The organism is Paenibacillus sp. FW101-FHT12H11 (assembly GCF_058790355.1).
In genome coordinates this window covers 531,500-553,048 of sequence record NZ_JBYTCO010000001.1, presented here as the reverse complement: position 1 = coordinate 553,048, position 21,549 = coordinate 531,500, and the positions used below count along the sequence as shown (strand labels likewise).

Here is a 21,549-nt window from a genome sequence, read left to right as displayed (position 1 = left end):
TAGGAAGCACAAAAAAAGAAATGGCGGCTCAAGTTAATTTCAACTAGAGCCACCATTTCTTTTTTACATGTTATTAATTCAGAATTTTACGAGCCAGAATCGAGATATCAACGATGTCAATCTTACCGTCGTTATTCAAATCCAACGCTTTGTACTGATTCCAATCTGATTCTTGATCATTTTTACCATAAGCAGAAGCAATCATCGCAAGGTCACCAATACTGACTTTATTATCGTTATTGAAATCTCCATCGATACCTTTAATTACTGAATCATTAAAGCTTTGCAGTGCTGCATTCAGGCTCAGGATCGCCTCTTCAATTTCAGCCTGGCTTACTCCCTGAGTCGATGCCACAACTTGAGCGGCATTGATTGCTGCTTGCAGAGTTGCTTTCGAACCTGATGGATATTGGCCAGGATATGCGCCTTCCGTTGCCGCATCATGCGCGCTTTGCGCTTCCGCAATCAGACGCAGTAAGCCCGATTTATCAAGTTTATTAATTTGGACTGTGTGAGTTGCACCAGCCCATTCTGCCTCTTGGCCCACGCCATTAGCAACCGTTAACTGAGTGACGCGAATTGAAGCGATTTGCGAATTATCCGATGCAATAGCTTTAAACTTAAGCCTGATCAATCCATTCGCCATATCCGTTTTTCCAATATTAGCCGCGATGGTTCTGATCTTGCCATCAGATTTAACTTCCCCAACCAGATTGAAATCATCTTTCTGGAGCGAGTCCATAGATACCAGCTCCAGCTTATCTGAATCATAATTAAACGTAGTATCTAGCGCGATAACATCTTTCCCAGAACCCGCCAAGCTGAAATCTACATCAAAGGTTTTGCCGCCATCAACGCTCGATGGTCCTGTCAGCACCGCGCCTTCTTGACCGCTGATTGAGATCAGCGCGCTGCCTTTCAGACTGGAACCGATGGCTTGCGCCGTTACTCTCACGACGCCATTCTTTTTGGCCGATAGCAATCCCGTCTCACTGATGATCGCCGCATTCGTCTCCGAACCGTCTTCTGCGGTTACCGACCATATGACGGGCACTCCCGCCAACATTTGCAGCGTGCCGTCTTTGGTTGTGATGGAGGTCGCTCCGTCCGCTCCGGTCACCGTCAGCTTCTGTTCGCCCAGAAGAGTAACCACACCCCATTGTGAACCGTTGGCATAGGACTGTCCGGTCACGTCGTTCCACATGATAATGTCCTGACGGCCGCCTGTTGCTTTCGCATCATTGATCTGTAAATCAAATCCAATGACACGATTAGCCGCAGGAACACTTGCCTTAAAAGGAATTTTAGTCTCAATGTAATAGCCGCCATCCACGACTTTGGCAAAAGACTCAACCCCCGCACTGATACTGCCTGGATTAAAGCTCTTCTCATTGAGATAGTTAACACGGTATTGTCCCATACCTGTGCCGTAAGTGGTTTGTTTACTGTTAGTCTCATCCACAAAGATTTCGACAGAGTCTTTCTCATAAGCGTTGCTGCTGCTGTTGTTCAGAACAGGGTCTTTTACACGTACCAGTACATACAGGTTATTATTGTCCCATAGCACTTTACCTGAGCCGTCCGTCGGACCGTTCGCCATGGTCAGATGCTTAAGAATCGGCAGCGTGGCTGTCGTATTCCAGAGTGGGTCGAGCTCGGAGCCGCCGATAACAGGCGTTCCGTATACGGCGGTACTAACTCCGCTTGGTATCAATTGAAGCTCTTTAATCGCGTTACGCAGCGCATAATAGGCATTGTCTACTACTGCCTGCCCGATCTCACCATTTGAGGCGGCAGTTTTGGCATCATTTAATGCGCTTGCAAAAGCATTCCATGAATTGCTTGTATAGATGCTAGAGTCCTTTTTATTGGCGGCCTCAATCAAGGCTGTCAGCAGGGTTTTGTCGACCGTTGAGACAATTGGGTTCGCAGGTCCACCACGGCCCGCTTTGAAATTGTTAAAATATGTTTCAACTTTCGTAATTTCGTCAGCTGTCAGCACCCTGTCGTAGATGAGAATCTGCGAGACTCCGCCCAGGAAGCGATAGGGGGTTACAGCCGCCATCGTGTAACCTACGCCCAGATCCGAGCTGTTCCCTAAAAGCGCCTTAGCGTTGGTTCCAGTGCCGATGACATTGTTATTAACAAAAACGGCTCTATTGGTTCCATTTAACTGGGCCCGAACGCTGGCCAAACCGTCAGGGGCTGTTGTTGTCATTTGTTGCCCGCCGCCCGATACGCTGCCATCCGTGTTACCAAAGCGGACATTAACTCTGTTTGTTCCTACACCCAAATTAATACCACTCCAACCGCTGTTAGCCGCCCAAGTTTGGTAAGCCTCGTTCATTCCGAAATAAACAAGACCATTTTGGTCACTGGAGTTGTTGGCTGTGGTTGTTGGTTTAACCAACGCATATATCGTCATCTGCGTACTGCCGTTATAATTTTTAAAACCTGCAGCTTTTAGCGGCCTTGACATTGCTGCGAAATCTACATAGTCGTATCCATCGTTCTTTAGCGTAGGGTTGCCGGTTGGTGTTCCAAGATTATCGCCACCGCTACCGGGGACGTTCGCTGGAACAAGCTTCGCCTGAACGCTTCCCATATTTGTCCATCCAGTCACATTGCCATTGCTATCTTTTTCCACGCCCTCATCAGCCTTGAGCCATAAGTCAAGACCATTTCTAGGAATATCGACAGGCGTCATATCGCGCACCACTATACGAGCGTGCGACAGGCTGAGAACATCGCCTTCTTTCGACCGTACATAAATAATGTATGGACCTGGCAACTTTGGCGCGGTTATTTCTATCATGTTGCCGGAGGCCATTGTTTCTTTGTCGCTTTCAATAAAATTACCGTCGCTCGATGAGGAAATCCATATCTGTTTTGTGGCATCGTCCAAATCGTACGCTAACCTGACTTTCCCGCCGGGGGCTACCGACACGTCAGCCGGTAGCAACCTATTCGCCTCCGATACTGTGGTGGTAAAGTTGAGAGTTATTGCAGGAGTTGAAGTGCTGCCTACCAAGGTCCAACTTCCTTCAGTGCTTATTTCGTACCCATTCGCTACGGGCTTGCCGTTAAGCGTAAAGGTGTAATCGTTACTCAATGTCAGTTTAAGCGGACGTACCGCTGAAACTTCGTAGTTTTTCCCATTTTCCACATTGGTTGCTGAACCGCTCGCGTCGACATATACCGTATACTTGGAAGTGGCTGTTTCTCTGCCGTCTCCATATTTAATATATAATTTGTATTCTCCTGCGACAGACGGAGCGTTGATTGACTTTACGTCGCCGGCAGCTTTTGTCATCGTATTGCCTTCATTAAAGACAGTTGTATTCGCTGGTGCGAGCCAAACTGTGTCTTGAGCTTGGAGCAGACCCCTGCGGCTCAGCTTTTCACCTTTACCCATGATGACGTTGGAAGCCAACTCAAACTCTGTATCAGCAATGAGGCTCCTTGGGATCATCTTCGTGTATTCGTTCGTAAGGCCCGAGTTCAAAACGATTTCGTTACCCTTAAGTGGCCAAATGCGGCTTGTGCTTTTGTAATTGTCATAAGTAGTCCTCGGGGCGCCATTCTGGTTGTTATCCCCGTCTACGTAACCTTGGACCATAATCATATCGCTTTTGCGCTTCCAGTTGTTAAACTCAATAAGACGGCTTTGCCCCACGGCATAGGAGAGCTTTGCCTGCACAACGTTACCTATCATCTTGATGAACGTGCTGCCTTCGTCAGGATGGAACCCGTTCATCCAGTTGTTAGAGTCCGTAGGTTTGTCAGTTGGATTCGGGTTAAGGAAGTTGTAGTTCATCTCCGTGAAATTCGTCCAGTTGTCGGAATTCCAGTTACTATTCTTGTTCGTGACGGGGTCGTTTGTTAACGGGTAGACGGTGTTGATGGTGTCCCATGTCCCTCCGCCCGGCAAATTACCCGGATCGCCCTGCCGGCCCAGTGAGTAAATGGCTCCGGAGTCGTTAACTACCGTGCAAATTTGCTCTATCCGGTTATAGTTTATTTTGTTATTCCTGGAGGTCGTAGATATGGCTGGAGACCTTGCGATGCTCGTTTCATTCGTACCATTGTAAGGGCCGCCGGTCTTGTTGGTACCTTGAGCAGTAAAGCCGAACCCATCATACTCGTCCCAACCCCAGCCGATGCTCATGGCGCCGTAAGTAGTGTCATAAATGTAGTTGTGCAGTACCTGCATATTCGTTGTGTAGAAAGAAGCCAGTGCGTTAGCGCCCGGGAATCCGTAGCAGGTCCTATACAAAAAGTTATTCGTTATATAAATATTCTCAGGCACGGCTTCCGTACCCGCCGTAAATTTTTCCTTATCGACGCCAGCCCAATTCCTTATTGGTGTGCCAGAGACCGAAGCACTGGATTCATGCGTAATCGCCACATCGTTTTCATAGATATGCTGCGGATGTCCGATTACAATGCCGGAAGCAAGCGTATCTACGATATAGTTGCCCGAGATTTCAATATCCTTGGCATCGTTTTCTACATGGATGCCATTAAATCCGGTAAGCCCGATCTCGCCGTTCAGCACTTTGATGTTCCTCGCCGCGTTGATGATTATCGCTGCTGGCGGTATGTCATACCCTCTGTAGAAAGTCTCATGCCAGTTTATGCTGCTGGGGAAGTAAACTTTGTTCACGATAGAGCCCTGAACGGACGCATAGCCACGGGAACTGGTCGTTACCGGACCGGATCCGTCGCTAAGTGTATATGTGCCCGTCAGTTCAGTCAGTTTGTAGTCGGTATGGGCAAACTTCAGGCCGCTAAAGGTTATGTATTTGACACGTCCATCATCCGAGCCTGCAACAGGGTTCAACCGATCTCCTACAGGAATCCCTCTGATATCGAGAACCGTCTCAAGCTTTGGAATAACCACGTCGGCGGTATTGATATTCTCGCCTTCAAGCGGGATGTAATAAAGCGTACTTTCCGCCTGGTCGAAATAGAAATCTCCGCGTTTGTTGAAGAACTCGAAAGCGTTGCGGATGACTTGATTGTTACCTGGATTGTATTGCGTATTATTACTTAAAGACTGTGAAATCGCCGCATATGGCATCTGGAACCGGAGCATGACACCACCGGGCTTGTTGCTGGCTGCCGGCGCCTGTTCAATTGACGCGAAGGTGACAAAAGGCCTCGCCCATCTGGCGGTGGAGCCGCCCATGCTTTCAGCTTCGATGTTCTGAGGATTTTTCGTTGCCGTTGTCAGACCCACGCTGGCATCGAATACGATACCCGCCCGGATGTTGCTGCCGTTCTGCCACGCCCAAGGGTTATTGGCAGTGGTAAAGCTGGCTGTGGGAGTGCCGGTGACGGTTCTGTTGGCCGAAGCGACTTGCGGGCTCAGCGTCATGTTGGCTCTCTTATCGTTGACATAAATCGCCCGCAACTTATCGCTTCGGTTGAGGGTCGTTTTATACGCCTTCAAACCGCCAGTCTGGGTAAGGCCAACAGCTTCTGTCCATACGCCTTTGCCCAACATTTCACCCGCGCTGATTACCGGCTTCGCACCCGGCGCCGCCTCATAGCGAATCGTGCTGCTTGCACTTCCGGAATCATCCTTGTTGAATACCAGGGTCTCATCAAGGGAATAAAATCCATCCGCAATTTGAACGACGATATCCCCGCCGGTCTTAGGCAGAGTCCTTACGACTGCTTTTGCCTTGGCAACCGTTTTGTACGGCTTTCCTTGCGTTCCGTCACCTGTGGTATCATTGCCATTTGTAGCAACATAGATAGTTGCACTTGGCGTACCGCCAGCCGCAGTTGCATTTGCCGCACTGTCAGCTGCGAGTACCGACCCTGAAAATGGTAGCATGCAAAATACCGTTACCAAAGTCAGAATCCAAATGAATGATCTTTTTCTCACTTTCATAAAACCTCCTTGGATATAAGTAAACTGCTATACACATTACCGCCTGGGCGGTATTAGTGCCGTCTTCTTCTCTCTGCAGATTCCGACTAAGCTGTTCGAACCCCAACAATGGAAGCGCTGTCAATTAATGCTTTCATGATACCAGTCTGTACGAATATTCCCAGAGACTATTATTGGACCGTAAGGAAAATTCTCGGGTAAATTAGAAAAGATAGTCGGCTGCGTTAGCCTGCAGATACGGAGAAGGGACACCTTAGCTGGCATCCCTTCCTCCCCTTCACATTCGTTACTTCAAAATTGCACCTGCAGTCAATGCATTCTCGATCTTTTCGTTCCCAATTAAATAAACGATAATCATAGGCAAGCTGGATAACAGCATACTCGCGCCAATGAGCCCCCAATCCGCAACTCCCACATTGACAAAGAATCCAAGCAACCCCACCGTAAGCGGCCGTAATTGATCCTTGGAAGCAATAATAAAAGCAAGCGGAAATTCGTTCCAGATTCTAATGAATATAAGAACGCATTGCGTCATAAGCGCCGGCATTACGATTGGGAAAATGATTTTCATGTACGTTTGATAGACATTCGCTCCATCGATGCATGCCGCTTCTTCCAGCTCATTAGGCAAAGACCGGAGAAAGGCATACAACATCAATACGCAGGATGCAATGGCGAAGCCGGAATACGGCAAGATAAGGCCCAAATAACTATTTTTGATATGCAGCCATTTAACCAGTTGGAATAAAGGAATAACGACGACTTCGATTGGGACAATTAAACCCATAGATACATATAGCAACATCGCGGAGTTGAATCTCCATTGCATACGGCTGAGGCAATAAGCAAGCATACTGCCGGTTATCAACGTAATGACGATTGTGCCTGCGGTATAAATTACGCTGTTCTCGAAATACGTATAAAAATGATATTTGGACAACGCTTCGCTAAAGTTCAACCAGTCCCAGGAAGACGGTATCCCAAAAGGATTTCTGTAAGCTTCGCTTTTGGACTTCAACGACATTGTTACCATCCAATACAAAGGAAACAAAAACGTGCATCCCACAACTACCCAAAACACTCGACTTAATAATTTCAGAAAGCTCCCCTCCAGCTTAAAACTCCAGTTTTTCTCTGGCAACGAACCTTTGAATGAAAAAGGAGATCAAAAGGCATTCCAGAATAAAAATGACGGCGATCGCAGTGCCTTTGCCAAATTCGGAAGTATCAAATGCCGTGTAATACATCTGGTAGATGACCGTTCTGGACTGATCTCCCGGGCCACCTGCCGTCATGACTCGTACATGCGAATAAAATGCCATTGAGCCTAATGTAGACAGGATAAGCACGTATTTGATTACATTCTGCAGCAAAGGGATCGTAATTCGTAAGCTAACTTGAAAAAAATTAGCTCCATCAATCAATGCCGCCTCATAGTAACTCTTGGGAATGGTCTTGATTCCTGTATAAAACAGCATCGCGTTCAGTCCAATATATTGCCACAGGAATGTCAAACCGATGCTGGGCATGACCGTTTTCTTTTCCGTCAACCACGAATGTGTCCAAGAACTCAACCCTAAAGAGTTGAGAATCGCATTAAATAAGCCCCAATTGGGTTCGTAGAACGCCAACCAAATCTGAGATACAACGGTGACCGACAAGATCGCAGGGAACATCGCCACCGTCTTGAAGAATCGACGAAACTTCGGTGTCTGAGCATCCATAAAAAGCGAAAGCATCATGGATAGGGGGAGCCCCAGTAACAATGAGATGGCTACAATGAGATACGTATTTTTATGAGCGGTCCAAAAGGATGGGGATAATATCACTTCTTTGTAATTATTTAAACCAACAAAACCCAAATTTCTAAACCCGTCATGCTTATGCAAGCTCATCCAGATCTCCGGCAGCAAAGGGTATACGCAGAATAAGGTAAACAGCAGCAATGCCGGGAAAGCAAACACAAAGATAGACACTTTGGTGCTAAAGTACTTGTTCATCGCTCTCTCCACCATTTAATTTGTGTCTAAACCCCCTTGGATCTATCCCAAGGGGATTTAGCGATTCAATTATTTTTTATTTGGCAAACCACGTATTCTGGCTCCAGATCTTGTTCATCGCATCATTAAATTTATCCGCTGAGTACTCGCCCGTTAATAAATTCGCTCCTTGCGTAGATATTTCAGCAGACGTCTTTGCATCTAGCGAATTAAGAGCCCAGGAAGGGATTTTATTAGGAATCGGATTGTACCAGTCAACGAACTTCTGCATTAGCGGGCTCCGATCCATTGCCTTGTTTCCTGTTTTCAAAGATATAGGAGCGCCGGTAGATTCAAAGTATAATGCATCCGCCATGGCTAGAAATTCGGCAAGTTTGACGGCCTCTTCCGGATTCTTGGTTTTGCCGTTGACCGCATAACCGTTAACCGGAGAACCCCAGAATTGTACATTCTTTGTAGGGTTATACTTATCACTTGCGCTTGGAAATGGGAAGAAATCAACCGTTTCGTCTTTTGCGAGATTTGGCAACTCCCAAGTAAACTGCCATAACATAGCCGCCTTTTTGGATGTAAACATTTCCATCGCTGGACCGTAATCTATATTGGCTATTCCGTCTGGGAACACGCCTTCCTTGACCAGCTTTTCGATGCGAGCCGCTCCTTCCTTGACGGATGGATTGTTGAAGTCCGTTTTGTTGCTGACAAGGTCTGCCATCGCCTGCGGATCTCCGGTTTGAATCATTTGCTGCAGCATGAATAGCTTCGGTCCCCACCCGTCCTTGCCAGGAGTTACAGCCGGTACCATGCCTTTGCTCTTGAGCGTCTTCGAGATTTGAATCAACTCATCAAACGTGGTTGGCACTTTAACCCCGGCTTTCTCGAACATATCTTTATGATAGAAGATGACAGGGGTGAAATAGGTGTCCGCTCCGGAAGACAAGCTGTAAATCCCGTTATCTACATGCTTTAACGCATCTGGTACCGCGTATTTACCTAAGAAACCGTCTTTGGAAATATAAGGTGTCAAATCCAGAATGCTGCCTGTGCTCTTCAACGGCGTAAAATAACCTGCATCATTCCAGAATACGTCCGGCATATCCCCAGATGCGTTCAACGTCTTCAATTTGTTTGCCATATCCTCGCCGCCGCCGCCGGGCTCAAACTCGACTTCAAGATTGGGAAGCGCTGTAGCAATATTAGGTTTAATGAATTTTTCCATAATTTTATTGCGATTTTCGTCCGTCGTAATCGTTATGACTTTCATCTTGATTTTTTTGCTGTCCGTCTTCGCTGTATTCTTGTTATCCTCCTTGCTTGTTGCCGAGGGTGACGGATTGTCGGACGGCTGGCTGGATTTTGTTTCATCCCCACTGCTGCATGCCGTTGCAGCCAGAAGCGTACTTGCCATAAGGAACATAGCTGCTGCCTTTGATTTCGTTTTCATTGTTTACCTCCCCTATTTGTGAAAGCGGATATCAGATTGACTTCAGATCCTGAAAGCGGTATCAACCTTGAGTTAATTTTACGAATATTGCCAATTTTAGTACAGAGATTATTCTCGGACCAGTAGTAAAATTAACGGTAAAAAAATAGACGTTATAGGCAAAGTTTTCACTTTCCCCCTAACGTCTGCATGGAAGTATATAGTCTAACTGATTTGATTCACATATTTGCTAGGTGTGATTCCCATCTGTTTTTTGAAGCATTTGCTGAAATAGTTGGCGTCCGCATATCCCACCTGATTCGCTACGTTTTGGATAACCTTTTCTCCCTGATCAAAAAGTTCTTTTGCTTTAATAATCCGTATTTCAGTCAGGTAGTCATTGATTGTACAAGTCGTTTCTTTCTTGAACACGAAGCAAAGATGATTGTAATTCATATGAACGCTCTTTGCGATATCTTCGATTCGCAGTTCTTCATTGCCGTAATGCCTCGAAATATAGGTTTTGACCTCCTCTATAACTTTTACGGCTCTATTGGTTTTGCGGCTATGCACATGATCCATGGCCTTTAGAATGAAAGCACGGATCCAAACCTCCAACTCGTGGAAGGTTTTTATGCGTTGAACATGTTGTATCAAATCGGGATGTGTCATGTTTCGGAAGACATCTTCAGAGCTTTGCGACGCTTCGGCCAAAAATTCCAGACATGTGGCTACGATTTCGATTCCAGCGAGAAGCAGCATTTCCATTGAAGCTTTTCGGAGGCGAGTATCATGAAAAAAGCGCGAAAGCCATTCTTCCGTCTCGGAGATGTTCCCGATTCGCATCGACATTAACAAACCGCTTCTTTTTTCCACCGAAAACAATCCGACCTTCATCCCGGTTTCCGCAATCATGGAATATGCGAACACCTTGTTGCCGCCCCATACAAACCGCTGCTTCAATGCGATTAACGCTTCCTTATACGATGCTGAAATCGACTCAAACGTTTCGCAGCCATTCCCTAAACCAATTGTTACCGTACAGCCCAAGTCGTTCTCTATGTTCAATCGAATCCGTTCGCAAATTGTTTCCAACTTATTGAAATTGCCGTCAGGCGAGCCTATGATCAGAACCAGGTGAGCCTCATGATCATGACAGCCGACACACTGAAAGGCGCTCTGCATATTATTTTGAGCGATTTCTTGTACTTTGGCTTTGCGTATCCGCATATCCTCCTCAAGATTCCTTTCATCACTTGAATCCAGATCAACGACAATCGCGCTGTAATGCAACCCTTCCAACTTTATTCCCAAATCGCTTAATCGACCCCTTTCGGAACCGGATCTAGAGATACCATTGCCCTGCAGCAAACCGTTCAGCACTTGCTCCTTCAGGACAGATAAGCCTTCACTTGCCTGCTTTCTTAAATCATCCAACTCAAGTTCGCCAAGACGCTCCGATCGTATCAGTTCTTTTATATCAAGTAAGGAACTTTGGAGTTCTTCTTCGTTAATAGGTTTCAGCACGTAATTTATAACCCCTAATTGCACAGCCTGTCTGGCATACGCGAATTCGCTGTGGCCTGACAACACCAGAAATTTTGATTTCCGGTCGCGCTCCTTGGCTTTGTGTATAAACTCCAATCCATCCATAATCGGCATATTCATATCCACCAACACGACATCAGGCTCTATTTCGGCCATCAGTTCCAGAGCTTCCGCCCCGTTTTTTGCTTCCCCCGCGATTTGAAAACCCAACTCACTCCACGGCAGCGAAATCTTCAAGGCTTGCCTGAAGTAATATTCATCATCGACAATAAGCACTCTGTACATGGTCTTTCCCCCTATTCTATTCAATCCTTTATCTTGCGGATAATAGAAATGCCACCCTCATGGATGCGAGCAGGAGCTAATGATGTCGAAGAGGCAATACGATTTTAATTTTAGTATAAACGCCGTATTCGCTTTCAACCTGGAGTCCGTATCTATCCCCATACAGCATTCGGATTCGATTGGATACGCTGCTAATCCCAAAACCTCCAGCTTCATCAAGAACACTGGATCCCGCCAATATCACCTTGGTTTGATTATTATGCATACCCGCCCCGTTATCGTAAATTTCAATTTCCACATTGCTGCCGCTTCGCCTTCCGGTAATACGTATGATTCCTTTTTCTTTTTTGAGCTTTAATCCGTGATAGATGGCATTTTCCACAATGGGCTGCAAGGTCAACTTCGGAATCGAATACGCCAGAATTTCATTATCAATTTCCATCGTATACGACATATATTCCACATAACGCAGCTGCTGAATTTCCAAATAACTTTCCGTTAAACGCATCTCTTCGCCTATCGATATGATGTCGTTACCTTTGCTTAACGAAATCTTATAGAAATTCGCCATGTATTGGGCTGCCTGTATGGCTTGCTTCCCTAAGCCCAACTTAATGAGCGAAATAATGGTTTCAACCGTGTTGTATAAAAAATGGGGCTTTACTTGCGATTGCAGCAATTTAAATTCGATCTCGGCCTTTGTCCTTTGTTTCTCGACATTTTCAGCCATAAGCGCTTCAATGCGATTCATTAAGTTATTAAAGCCCTCGCTTAAATATCCGATCTCATCTTTGGATTGGTAAGTACTTCTAACTTGCATCTTCCCCGTCCGGATTTCTCGCATAGTCTTAGCAAGCTGGAAGATGGGTCGCGTAATCGATCCCGACAATAGAAAGGACACAATTAATGCTAATAGCAGGCATGCTGCGCCAATCCCGATCATCAATTGATTGATTTGTTTCCGATCTGAAGAAATATCATCCATAGGGATAACGCTTACAATTGTCCATTTCAACGGTTCGAAGCGCTGGGTGAATATCAACATTTCTTGGCTTCCGCTGCCCTGGGTAAATGCTGTATCCTTACCATTCTCGGGAATAGTTATGGAGACGGCTTCCTTGAAATCCCGGTATAACATGGCTTTATTCTGCGAGGAAATAATTCGGCCCGCGGAATCGACGATATAAAATTCCCCTCCCTTATGTTCCCCTTCGTAAATGGAAGCAATCGTCGCTTCTTTCACATATAAAAAAACTCTGCCAACCATTTTACCGGTATCTTTATGAATGACCGATTTGGAAACCGCAATTACGTTGTGCTCACCTTCATACAAGAATCCGAATTTGATCAAGCTCGTCCAAGTGGGTAAGTAGTAACGATCATCCGCTCCATAATCATCACCGAATATACGGGAAGCATATGCATTATCGGCAAACCCGACGTCCACCCAGTGATGATTCGAGGTGAGAATGCTTACCGCTTTAATTTTTGTGTTAGGCTCCACAATATTGCTGATCGTTTCTGAAAGGGTCTTTTTCATGGAAAGGTTATTTAATCCTTCAACCGGCCTGCTTGCATGAAACTCACTATTTAATAATAAATCGTTATAAAGGACGTTCTGCAATCGATAATCGCTGGCCAAGATTTTGGAATAGTCTTCAATTGTGGCTACCAAAGTTTGAAGGTTGTTTTTGATGAGCACAAGCTCTCGGGATGAATTATTGATTTCTTTCTCGATAAGAGCTTTCTGTGAAATCGTGTTGGCAAAGTATGACTGAGTGGAAATAAATACGACAATGATTAATATATTCGCTATGAATATTTTGTTTTTAATGGAAATCCCGGCTATATACTTCGAGAAACCACTCATCACGTGATTACTTCCTTTCTTTTTAAGTGGATACATTTATTATGCAAAAAGTTAGATCTGAAGTTCGTGGAGAGAGACATACATATAAGAAATCAATGTGGGGGTTCTCTATTAAGAATAGCATAGGTTTAAAACGTGTCAATTTGAAATGTTTTGAGGCTATACTAACAAAAGCAAAAACCGGAACCCCTGCAGGTCCCGGCCCTCATCCTATCCAATCTCACTCAACTTCCCATCCCGAAAATGCACTACCCGCTTCGCCTGCTGCGCAATCTGCCGTTCAGAATGTCACTGGCCAGCCATCTGCTTGCGGTATTCCTTGGGGGAGACCCCAGCTATTTTGTTGAATATGTGTGTGAAATAATTAGAATCGTTGAACCCGGTGGCCTCGGAAATTTCGAATATTCTCATTTCTGTGCTTTTCAGCAGAAGCTTCGCTTTCTGTACGCGCAGGTTCTGGACATAGACGGTTACACTTTCCCCAGTTTCCTTTTTAAACAGATTGCTAAAATAGCTAGGGTTGAGATGCACATGGGCTGCCACTTCAGCCAAGCCACATACCCCCATGTATGATTCTTCAATAAACCGAATGGCCTGCTTGACCGGATTATCATTCTTGCTAGCAAGCCAGTTATTGTAGGACTGCAAGAATTCATGGATATATCCATTCAGCCATGCAGCAATTTCCTCGGGCGTCGCACATTTGTAGACAGAATCCCACTTTATAGGCCCAACAGTCATTTTCCATTCGGGAAACCGGACCTGCACCAGCCGGAGAATGGCAGCAGCCAACAATAGCGCTTCGATTTTTGCGGTTTGCGGGGGTAAATAGCTAATCCGGACGGCTTGCCCCTGCATCTCCCTGCTCAGCAGACTGTTATCCTCCGACATAAGCCAAGTTACAATTTCCTTCTCCTTCTCGTAAAGCGCTGTCTGGTTGAGAAGTGAATCATTGGCAGAACCATGGTCCCTATCCCCATCCCGGCAATATCGTCTGTAGCCCTGATGTAATTCCTCCGTACTAGCGCATAGCCCTTGTCCGTTGCATTCAAGAGCCAGCCTCAGATAATGATGGATTGAATCGGTGATTAACTGCAGCCAAGAGGAGGGTGCATCCGGCCGGTAAGCACTCCGATCCACCAATAAAGCCCACTCCGAAGCGTTCAAGGGAAACAGGCGAAAGCCATCAGGAAACCATTTATTCAAGTGCTCCCCAGCTATATTTGCAAAAGCAAACTGCAAAAGCGGCACATCCTGATCTGAATAATGTTTCTCTGGCGGGAAATAGGTAGGAATATGGAGAAAGTGCAGCTCACATTGCTTCATCCGTTTCAACAGAGCCTCCACCTCTTCACCGTTGCAGGGCATACCCATGATCGCCGAGCGTAGCTCGCTGTCTTCATGCTGGCGCTTCCATCCCTCCACCAAGAGCTGGGACTGGCTTTCTTCAATCAGCTGCACATAAATTCGGTCGAGTACGCTTAAGATATCCGATTCCACACAGGGCTTCGTGATAAAGTCCAGTACCCCGAACTTGACGGCGGACTGGGCATAGGAGAAATCCTTGAATCCGGTTACAATCACAATTTTCGTTAGCCAACCGCGGTTTCTGATTTCTTCTGCCAGCCGCAGACCATCTATATGGGGCATCCGGATATCGGTTAACAAGAGATCCGGGACACATTTCTCCATCATTAACAAGGCGTCCCGGCCATTTCCCGCTTCCCCCATTACCACCCACTCAGCAGACCGCTTCCCCACCAGTCTCTGCAATCCCTTACGAAAGTTGGGCTGGTCCTCTGCAATAAACATCTTACCCTTCATCCGTTCCCTCCTCATGACTCTCCAGTGTCCCAGACTTAATAGGGAGCGACATGTGAACAAGCGTTCCTTTACCTTTACTGCTGGTAATTTCCACTCCATAAGCAGGTCCGTATACCAGTTGAATGCGCCGCAACACACTATTGTAGCCGATTCCCGTCTTATTGCCGTCCGGTAGATCAGTCTTCTCCTCTGTCAAAATTCTGAGGGTTTCTTTATCCATGCCACATCCATTATCGGCTACCTCGATATGCAGCGCCTCATGTAATAGGAACGCTTTAATCCGCAGTACTCGGTCACTCTCCATGTCACGAAAAGCGTGCACAAAAACATTTTCCACCACCGGCAGCAAAAGGGATCGCATCATTCGCAAATTCAGCAAAGACTCCTCCGCTTGAATAATGGTTTCAATCTCGCCGGTGAACAGCTCTGTCTGGATTTTGATGTAATTGCGAATTTGATGCAGTTCTTCGCCAAGAGTCGTATCCGTCTGAATAGATTTAAGGGAATACTTCAGCATCTCCGAGATGGCGTTGATCAGAAGAGCCGCCTCCTCTTGGTCGTCGCTGTACAACTTCCAATACAACTCATTGAACAAGTTGTGCAGATAATGAGGATTCAGCTGTGCCTGAATGGCCTTCAACTCTGATTCCCTCTGGCTGATTTGCGCCAAATATACCTTATTGATCAGCTCGCTCACTTGCTCCGCCATGCTGTTGAAGCTGTCTCCGATATAGCCCAACTCATCACCGGAATCCACTCTGACACGGACCGTGAAATCACCGGAACGCAGTAACCTCAGTCCCTGCATCAGATGGGCCAGAGGAGTCAGGAGTGTCCGGGTGGAAATCGTAATCAGCAGAGCACTTAGCAGGATCACACCGATTCCGGCAAATGCCAATACCTGAATGATGTCTTTATTTTTCCGCTGTATCTCTTGCAAGGAAGCCCCTCCATATAGGGTAAATCCTGCCGGAATCAACTCATGGCGGACAAACAGATAGCTGATGCCATTCATTTTGACATAACGGGGATAATTCGCTTCTGTCAGTTGCAAGAGTTGCTCCTTCTCGCTCTGGTCGGTATTGGAGTAAAGTATGCCGCCCATAGGCTCCAGTAGCAGCACCTTGCCACTGCCGTTCTCCGTAAGATCTCGCAGCACCTTGGATACCAAGCTCTCCTCCATCACCAATACCATAGTGCCATACGGGATCAGCTTCTCATTAAGCATTCGTCTTGCAGCAACCAGAACCGTTCTGCGGCCGTCGGGATCAATGGTGCTGGCCGCCTCGGCCCGGCCCCAGACCATATTCCCTCGATTGGGCTTAAGCTTTTCCATCATTCTGGTCAAGTCTTCCGTTCCCGGCTCTCCCGACGCACCGGTTTTGGAGAGAACCGTCATTTCCCCGTTCTCATTATATAAGAAAACGGAACGGATGGACGGTGCATCCACCAGCAGCATATTCAACTGCTCTTCCACATACTTACGGTTCTTGAATTGGGTGTAAGAATCGCTTGCGGGAACGGTGTTCTCCCTGAGGAATAGTTCGATGTTCGGATTCAGGATAATGGATTGGGATACTCGGTTGATTTCCTGGAAGGACATCTCCAATCGGGCCAATGCCTGTTCGTTGGCGATGGAGAACTGCCTGCTGATTTCCCCCTCCATTAACTGGATATTTGACCGGTAAACCATCCAGCCTGCCAAGGCGAAGGCAAGTGTTACCATACACGAGAGCAGCACGATCAGTTTAAACTTGAAGCTGCCCTTTATTTTTCCGGTTATATTACCAGGCCAGCTTGTTGGATGCAGTCGGCTCCCCTCCCCCTTGAATTTCATCTTGTATTATAAAACGCTTCCTTCCAAGCAAACAAGGTTTTCATTTCACCTGTCTGCGTAGGAAGAAAGCGCATCACGCTCCGGTCCGGTTTACCCCTATTATGTTAAGGCTTCATACAACGCAATAAGAGCAAGGGACTGCCCGTATGCCATCGGCATGATGGTAATATTTTTATAATGATCTTTATCCATGCCCATACCGGTTCCAGCCGACACATTCAGCACGGTTCCATCCCCGCTGATATTTAGACAAACAGCCTGAATAGCCTTGTCTGCAACAGCCTGATAGGTGGATTCCAGAATACCCGCTTTTATGCCTTTTAGGATACCCGCAGCAATTGCGGCCGAACCGGATACCTCTTCATAGCTGGTAGTGTCTTGCAGGACTGTGTGCCAGAGACCGGACGCAGCTTGGAGCGGAACGAGAGCATTGATCTGAGCTTTGTACGTGTCAACCAGAAATTGACGGATTCCCGGGTTCATCGTATCCTGGCAGGTTTCCAGATAATCCACGAGGCCGTAGGTGAACCAGGAATTGCCACGGCACCAGAAGATGCTGCCGAAATTATCATTGCGCTCGAAACTCCAGCCATGAAAGAACAGTCCGGTATGTTTGTCGAACAAGTACTTGATATGGAGCAGAATCTGGTGAAGGGCTTCTTGCTCCCACTCCGGCCGGTTGAACTTTCGCCCAGCCTGGTTCAGAAACAGAACCGCCATAAAGAGCGTATCAATCCATAACTGCCCATTGTGCAAGTGGATTCCATCACGATTGCCAATGGCAGTGACGGTATGCTGGAACCCTCCTTCTTTGGTTTTGGGGAGCTCATGAATGAGCCAGTCCGCATGATCCTTGCATAGCTGTTCCAGCTGGTTGGAAGGCTCAAGCTGATCTAGAAGCAGAACCAGAGCCAGATAAGGAGCGGTCGTATTAATGTTTTTTGACGGCAGACCAACCTCCAAATTGCGGGAATACCAGTTCTGTAAAAACGGCAGATAGCGATGATCGCTGTAATACTTTTGCAGCTTGTACAGACCATAAAGACCAACACCCTGTGGCCAGTCCCATTCCTCAATTCCGAAATCCCGTTGGACAATTCCTTTTCTTGTATCAGCCTGGACCACGGTTTTATCTTTTTCATAGTCGCTGCCGCCCAGATTCATAAGTTTGTCTACTACCAATGCAATTTTTTGAAGCAGCACTTCATTTGTCATGATTCATATACTCCTTCTCATATACAATGTTCCGAAAGCAAACTTAGCCCGGCCTTTGCCGGACCAAGTCCGCATTCATCTTATTATTCTAGGCACTTCAGCTCTTATTTGTGTTGGGAGCGGACCATTTCCAGGATATCCTTACCCAGAAAAGCTCTGTCCTTATTTTCTTTGTACCAGGTATTCATGAATTCCTCGATCTGTTTGCCTCCGCCTCTCTCCCAGGCAGCCTTGGCATCTGCGGCGGCCTGCTCAGGGGTATATTTGGCCCCGCCGATAATGCCTTTGGCATAGATGTCCTTCATTTCCTTGTCGATATTGGTATTGATCACGACCAAATCGCTCGGTAAGTTAGGCATATGTTCGTAGTGACTTAGCGCCGGATACTGGGCCTCGGGATTAAGCAGAAACTCGTCGGCTTTCTTCAGCATGTCCAGACCTGCCTTTTGGTCAGGATCACTCACGTCGAACGCAGTGGTAGAAATAAGAAGCGGATTCTCGGGGATCGAGTAGAACATAGTGTAGTCCATGGCCCAATCCAGTTCCTTGGCATTCTTCGCAGGATCAATGACCTTAGGAAAGCCGTCCGCACCTTTTTTCCAATGCTCTCCCTCCACTCCTTTTTTTAGAATCAGGCTGTTCTCCGGCTTTATCATGAAGTTAATATATTCCATAGCGGCTTTCGGATCTTTAGCATCAGCATTGATTACCGTGGTCATCTGAACCGGATTTACCACATGATGAACGAATTGCCCCATGGGTGACTTAGGTTCTGCCATCGGCGCGATCTCCGCTCCCGGAACAACCTTGCGGAGCGTTTGGAGGTCCGTTACCGTACTCTCAAACCAGTTGCTGACAACAGGAGGAAGATAAACACCTATTTTCCCATTCAGATAATCCTGCTTGGCTTTGGCCCCATTCTTGTCCGCTAGGTAATCTTTATCGATAAGCCCTTCCTCAAATAACCTTTTCTTGAATCTAAGAGACTCCAGCGTATTTTCCCAAGTCCTGATAATTTTATCATCATTGGAGATTTTCCAGCCGTACGAGCCGAACATGGAATCCACCATGCCGTCCGAAGTATAGCTCATATTGGTTCCGTAAGTATCCTTCTTCCCATTGCCGTCAGGGTCCTGCTCAACGAATGCTTTCAAAACGACAAGCAATTCGTCGGTGGTCTTCGGAACCTCCATATTCAGCTTTTTCAGCCAATCCATCCGGATAAAGGCCACACTTTGCAAATGGGGCTCATTAATTTTACCGATTTCGTAAAGCTTGCCGTCCGGCTTGGTGCCTATCTTGCGAAGCTGCGGGTACTTTTCCAGCAGCTTCTGGTATTCAGGCGCATATTGCAAGTAATCGTCCAGAGGCAGCAATTGCTTCTGCTGGTACAGGGAATTCCGGAATCCCGTATCAAAGTCATTGACAATATCCGGTGCACTGCCCGATGCGAACAGCACATTCAGCTTCTTGACCGACTCTGCCCGGGCCACTGGCACATACTTGGCCGTAACGGGAGAATGTTCATTGATCCACTTGGTCCAACGGTTCTCCTCAACCGTTCCCTCCGCTGCGGGAATATTGCCTCTGTCATAGTTGGAAACGGTAATTGTCGCTTTTCTTTCGGCTTGTCCCTTTGTCCCCTCTTCCTTCTGACTGCAACCAGCTGCCCCTGCTGCCATAACCGCCGTCAGTCCCAGTGCCAACGTGATCTTCATTCTTGGTGCGGATGTTTGTCTAAACATGTGGAATCCCCCTCAATCTATGATTGATTTCGTTGTTGCTGCTAACCTTTGATAGAGCCAAGCATAATACCTTTGACAAAATACTTCTGCAGGAACGGGTATACCACCAGCATGGGCACAACCATAACCATAACCCCAACTGCTTTCAGCTTTTCGGAAACCATTTCCTGCTGCTGCATCATATCCATTGCCGACATATTAAAGTTCCCCTGAATTTGCAGCATCCCCTGTACGATGACAGTAAGATTTTGCAAATTCGTCTTACTGATGTAAAGAATAACGCTCATGAACATGTTCCAGTAGCCCACCCCGTAGAATAACGTCAGCGTAGCCAGCATGGGAAGAGACAGAGGCAATAGGATGCGCAACAGCAGCTGGACCTCGCCGCAACCGTCAATTTGGGCGGAATCCATCACTTCTCCCGGGGTGCTCTCAAAATAGCTTTTCATAATCAGCATGTTATAGGTGCTAATCAGCCCACCAAGCCAAAGCGACCAGTACGTATTGGTCAAATGCAGGCTATTCATGACCAGATAAGTCGGGATCATGCCTCCGCTAAAGAGCATGGTGAACAATGCGGCCGTTGTGATCGGCTTGCGAGCGTACAGGTAACGGCGAGATAAGGGATAGGCCGTCAGCACTGTGGCCAGCATGCTCAAGGCCGTGCCGCATAAGGTAATGATCACGCTGTTGGTAAAGGCTCGCAAGGCCGGTGTGTTCTCAAAAAAGTATCTATAAACAGTGAAGTCAAGCCCCACCGGCCAGAACCACACCTGACCCAAGTCAACCGCATGCCCCGAGCTCACGGACAGCGCAATCAAATGCAGGAAAGGCAGGATGCAGGTGAGCGAAATAATGATTAATACCACGTAAATAAAACTTACAAAAATTTTCCCGCCTGTGGATTCCTTCAAGAGGAATTCCCTCCTTTCTTCAGAATAACCCCTGATCAAATTTACGGGCCAATGCATTGGCCGACAGCACAAGCACCAGGCCGACAAAGGATTCAAACAAGCCCATGGCTGTGGTCAGACCAAACTGCGCCTGCTGCAGACCCACTTTGTACACATAGGTGCTGATTACTTCCGCATTCTGCATGACAGTGGGATTCTGCAAATTGTAAACCTGATCAAACCCAACCTCCATCAGGCGACCCATTCCAAGAATCAGCAGCAGGATAATCGTAGAACGAATGCCCGGCAGGGTGATATGCCAAATCTGCCTAAGCTTGCCTGCCCCATCCAGCCCCGCGGATTCGTACAAGCTGGGGTCAATGCCAGAGAGAGCAGCGAGATAGATAATAGCGCCGAAGCCCATCTCCTTCCACATGCCAGAGCCGATAAAGATGGAGATCCATGAGTTTGAGCGGTATAGGAAAGGCACCGGCTCCATCCCCCAATGGCCCAACAGCTTGTTGATGGTGCCCCCATCGATGGAGAACAGGGTCAGGATAATACCTGCAACGATCACCCAGGACAAAAAATGCGGCAGATAAATAATGGTTTGGATCCAGCGTTTTAGCCAGCTCTTCCGTACCTCATTCAAGGCAATGGCAATAATAATCGGCGCAGGGAATCCAAAGACCAGATTCAGAACGCTCAGGGTAAGGGTATTCCAGATAATTTGCAGCGTGACGCGGGACTGGAATAAAATCTCGAAATATTTCCACCCTACCCACGGACTTGACCATATGCCATCGTGAAAATTGTAGTTCTTGAAAGCAATCACAAGACCGCCCATTGGCAAGTAACGGAATATCAAATAATAAAGAACTCCCGGTATAAGCATGACAAATAGCGGAATATTTTGCCGAAACCGTTTTGTCTGGTAAAAAGCCTCTTTGGCCGCCGGTGTTCTAACCGTTCCTACGGCGGCAGGCGTAGTTTTCATGGCTCCCCCT

At 46.9% G+C, this 21,549-nt stretch carries 12 protein-coding genes; all 12 read right to left on the bottom strand.

Annotated features, from left to right (window positions below; translation table 11 throughout):
- Nucleotides 1-73 precede the first annotated feature (73 nt).
- The 12 genes from AC3WTJ_RS02415 to AC3WTJ_RS02360 all read right to left on the bottom strand — a co-directional run bounded on the left by AC3WTJ_RS02415 (nt 74) and on the right by AC3WTJ_RS02360 (nt 21,539).
- Nucleotides 74-5,902, bottom strand: a complete 5,829-nt coding sequence (locus AC3WTJ_RS02415; protein ID WP_492520396.1) for a sugar-binding protein — start codon at nt 5,900-5,902, stop codon at nt 74-76.
- A 286-nt stretch (nt 5,903-6,188) separates the two neighbouring features.
- Nucleotides 6,189-6,926, bottom strand: a complete 738-nt coding sequence (locus tag AC3WTJ_RS02410; RefSeq protein ID WP_407868928.1) for a carbohydrate ABC transporter permease — start codon at nt 6,924-6,926, stop codon at nt 6,189-6,191.
- Between the two features lie 91 nt (nt 6,927-7,017).
- Nucleotides 7,018-7,902, bottom strand: coding sequence for a carbohydrate ABC transporter permease (locus tag AC3WTJ_RS02405; protein ID WP_127452675.1), 885 nt, complete (start codon nt 7,900-7,902; stop codon nt 7,018-7,020).
- A 76-nt stretch (nt 7,903-7,978) separates the two neighbouring features.
- Nucleotides 7,979-9,346 (bottom strand): ABC transporter substrate-binding protein, encoded by a 1,368-nt coding sequence (locus tag AC3WTJ_RS02400; protein WP_492520395.1) that lies wholly within the window; start codon nt 9,344-9,346, stop codon nt 7,979-7,981.
- Nucleotides 9,347-9,550: 204 nt separating this feature from the next.
- Entirely contained in the window at nt 9,551-11,158 is a 1,608-nt protein-coding gene (locus tag AC3WTJ_RS02395) for a response regulator (RefSeq protein WP_492520394.1), read from the bottom strand.
- A gap of 76 nt (nt 11,159-11,234) precedes the next feature.
- On the bottom strand, nt 11,235-13,028 hold the full coding sequence (locus tag AC3WTJ_RS02390; protein ID WP_492520958.1) for a cache domain-containing sensor histidine kinase: 1,794 nt from the start codon (nt 13,026-13,028) through the stop codon (nt 11,235-11,237).
- 288 nt (nt 13,029-13,316) lie between these two features.
- Nucleotides 13,317-14,852: a response regulator transcription factor gene (locus AC3WTJ_RS02385; protein WP_492520393.1), complete on the bottom strand. Its 1,536-nt coding sequence runs from the start codon at nt 14,850-14,852 to the stop codon at nt 13,317-13,319.
- Nucleotides 14,842-16,689: a cache domain-containing sensor histidine kinase gene (locus AC3WTJ_RS02380; RefSeq protein ID WP_492520392.1), complete on the bottom strand. Its 1,848-nt coding sequence runs from the start codon at nt 16,687-16,689 to the stop codon at nt 14,842-14,844. The genes AC3WTJ_RS02385 and AC3WTJ_RS02380 overlap by 11 nt, the downstream gene beginning before the upstream one ends.
- Before the next feature lie 99 nt (nt 16,690-16,788).
- On the bottom strand, nt 16,789-17,904 hold the full coding sequence (locus AC3WTJ_RS02375) for a glycoside hydrolase family 88/105 protein (protein ID WP_492520391.1): 1,116 nt from the start codon (nt 17,902-17,904) through the stop codon (nt 16,789-16,791).
- 104 nt (nt 17,905-18,008) lie between these two features.
- Complete coding sequence (locus AC3WTJ_RS02370; RefSeq protein WP_492520390.1) at nt 18,009-19,649, bottom strand: extracellular solute-binding protein; 1,641 nt, start codon at nt 19,647-19,649, stop codon at nt 18,009-18,011.
- 41 nt (nt 19,650-19,690) lie between these two features.
- The gene (locus tag AC3WTJ_RS02365; RefSeq protein WP_492520389.1) at nt 19,691-20,563 is read right to left on the bottom strand and encodes a carbohydrate ABC transporter permease; all 873 of its coding nucleotides are present in this window, start codon (nt 20,561-20,563) and stop codon (nt 19,691-19,693) included.
- A gap of 19 nt (nt 20,564-20,582) precedes the next feature.
- Nucleotides 20,583-21,539: an ABC transporter permease gene (locus AC3WTJ_RS02360; RefSeq protein WP_492520388.1), complete on the bottom strand. Its 957-nt coding sequence runs from the start codon at nt 21,537-21,539 to the stop codon at nt 20,583-20,585.
- Nucleotides 21,540-21,549 lie beyond the last annotated feature (10 nt).

What these genes read in the sequence shown, in the direction of transcription:
- AC3WTJ_RS02415 (WP_492520396.1), bottom strand. Translation starts at nt 5,902, where the DNA reads ATGAAAGTGAGAAAAAGATCATTCATTTGGATTCTGACTTTGGTAACG.
- AC3WTJ_RS02410 (WP_407868928.1), bottom strand. Translation starts at nt 6,926, where the DNA reads ATGTCGTTGAAGTCCAAAAGCGAAGCTTACAGAAATCCTTTTGGGATA.
- AC3WTJ_RS02405 (WP_127452675.1), bottom strand. Translation starts at nt 7,902, where the DNA reads ATGAACAAGTACTTTAGCACCAAAGTGTCTATCTTTGTGTTTGCTTTC.
- AC3WTJ_RS02400 (WP_492520395.1), bottom strand. Translation starts at nt 9,346, where the DNA reads ATGAAAACGAAATCAAAGGCAGCAGCTATGTTCCTTATGGCAAGTACG.
- AC3WTJ_RS02395 (WP_492520394.1), bottom strand. Translation starts at nt 11,158, where the DNA reads ATGTACAGAGTGCTTATTGTCGATGATGAATATTACTTCAGGCAAGCC.
- AC3WTJ_RS02390 (WP_492520958.1), bottom strand. Translation starts at nt 13,028, where the DNA reads ATGAGTGGTTTCTCGAAGTATATAGCCGGGATTTCCATTAAAAACAAA.
- AC3WTJ_RS02385 (WP_492520393.1), bottom strand. Translation starts at nt 14,852, where the DNA reads ATGAAGGGTAAGATGTTTATTGCAGAGGACCAGCCCAACTTTCGTAAG.
- AC3WTJ_RS02380 (WP_492520392.1), bottom strand. Translation starts at nt 16,689, where the DNA reads ATGAAATTCAAGGGGGAGGGGAGCCGACTGCATCCAACAAGCTGGCCT.
- AC3WTJ_RS02375 (WP_492520391.1), bottom strand. Translation starts at nt 17,904, where the DNA reads ATGACAAATGAAGTGCTGCTTCAAAAAATTGCATTGGTAGTAGACAAA.
- AC3WTJ_RS02370 (WP_492520390.1), bottom strand. Translation starts at nt 19,649, where the DNA reads ATGTTTAGACAAACATCCGCACCAAGAATGAAGATCACGTTGGCACTG.
- AC3WTJ_RS02360 (WP_492520388.1), bottom strand. Translation starts at nt 21,539, where the DNA reads ATGAAAACTACGCCTGCCGCCGTAGGAACGGTTAGAACACCGGCGGCC.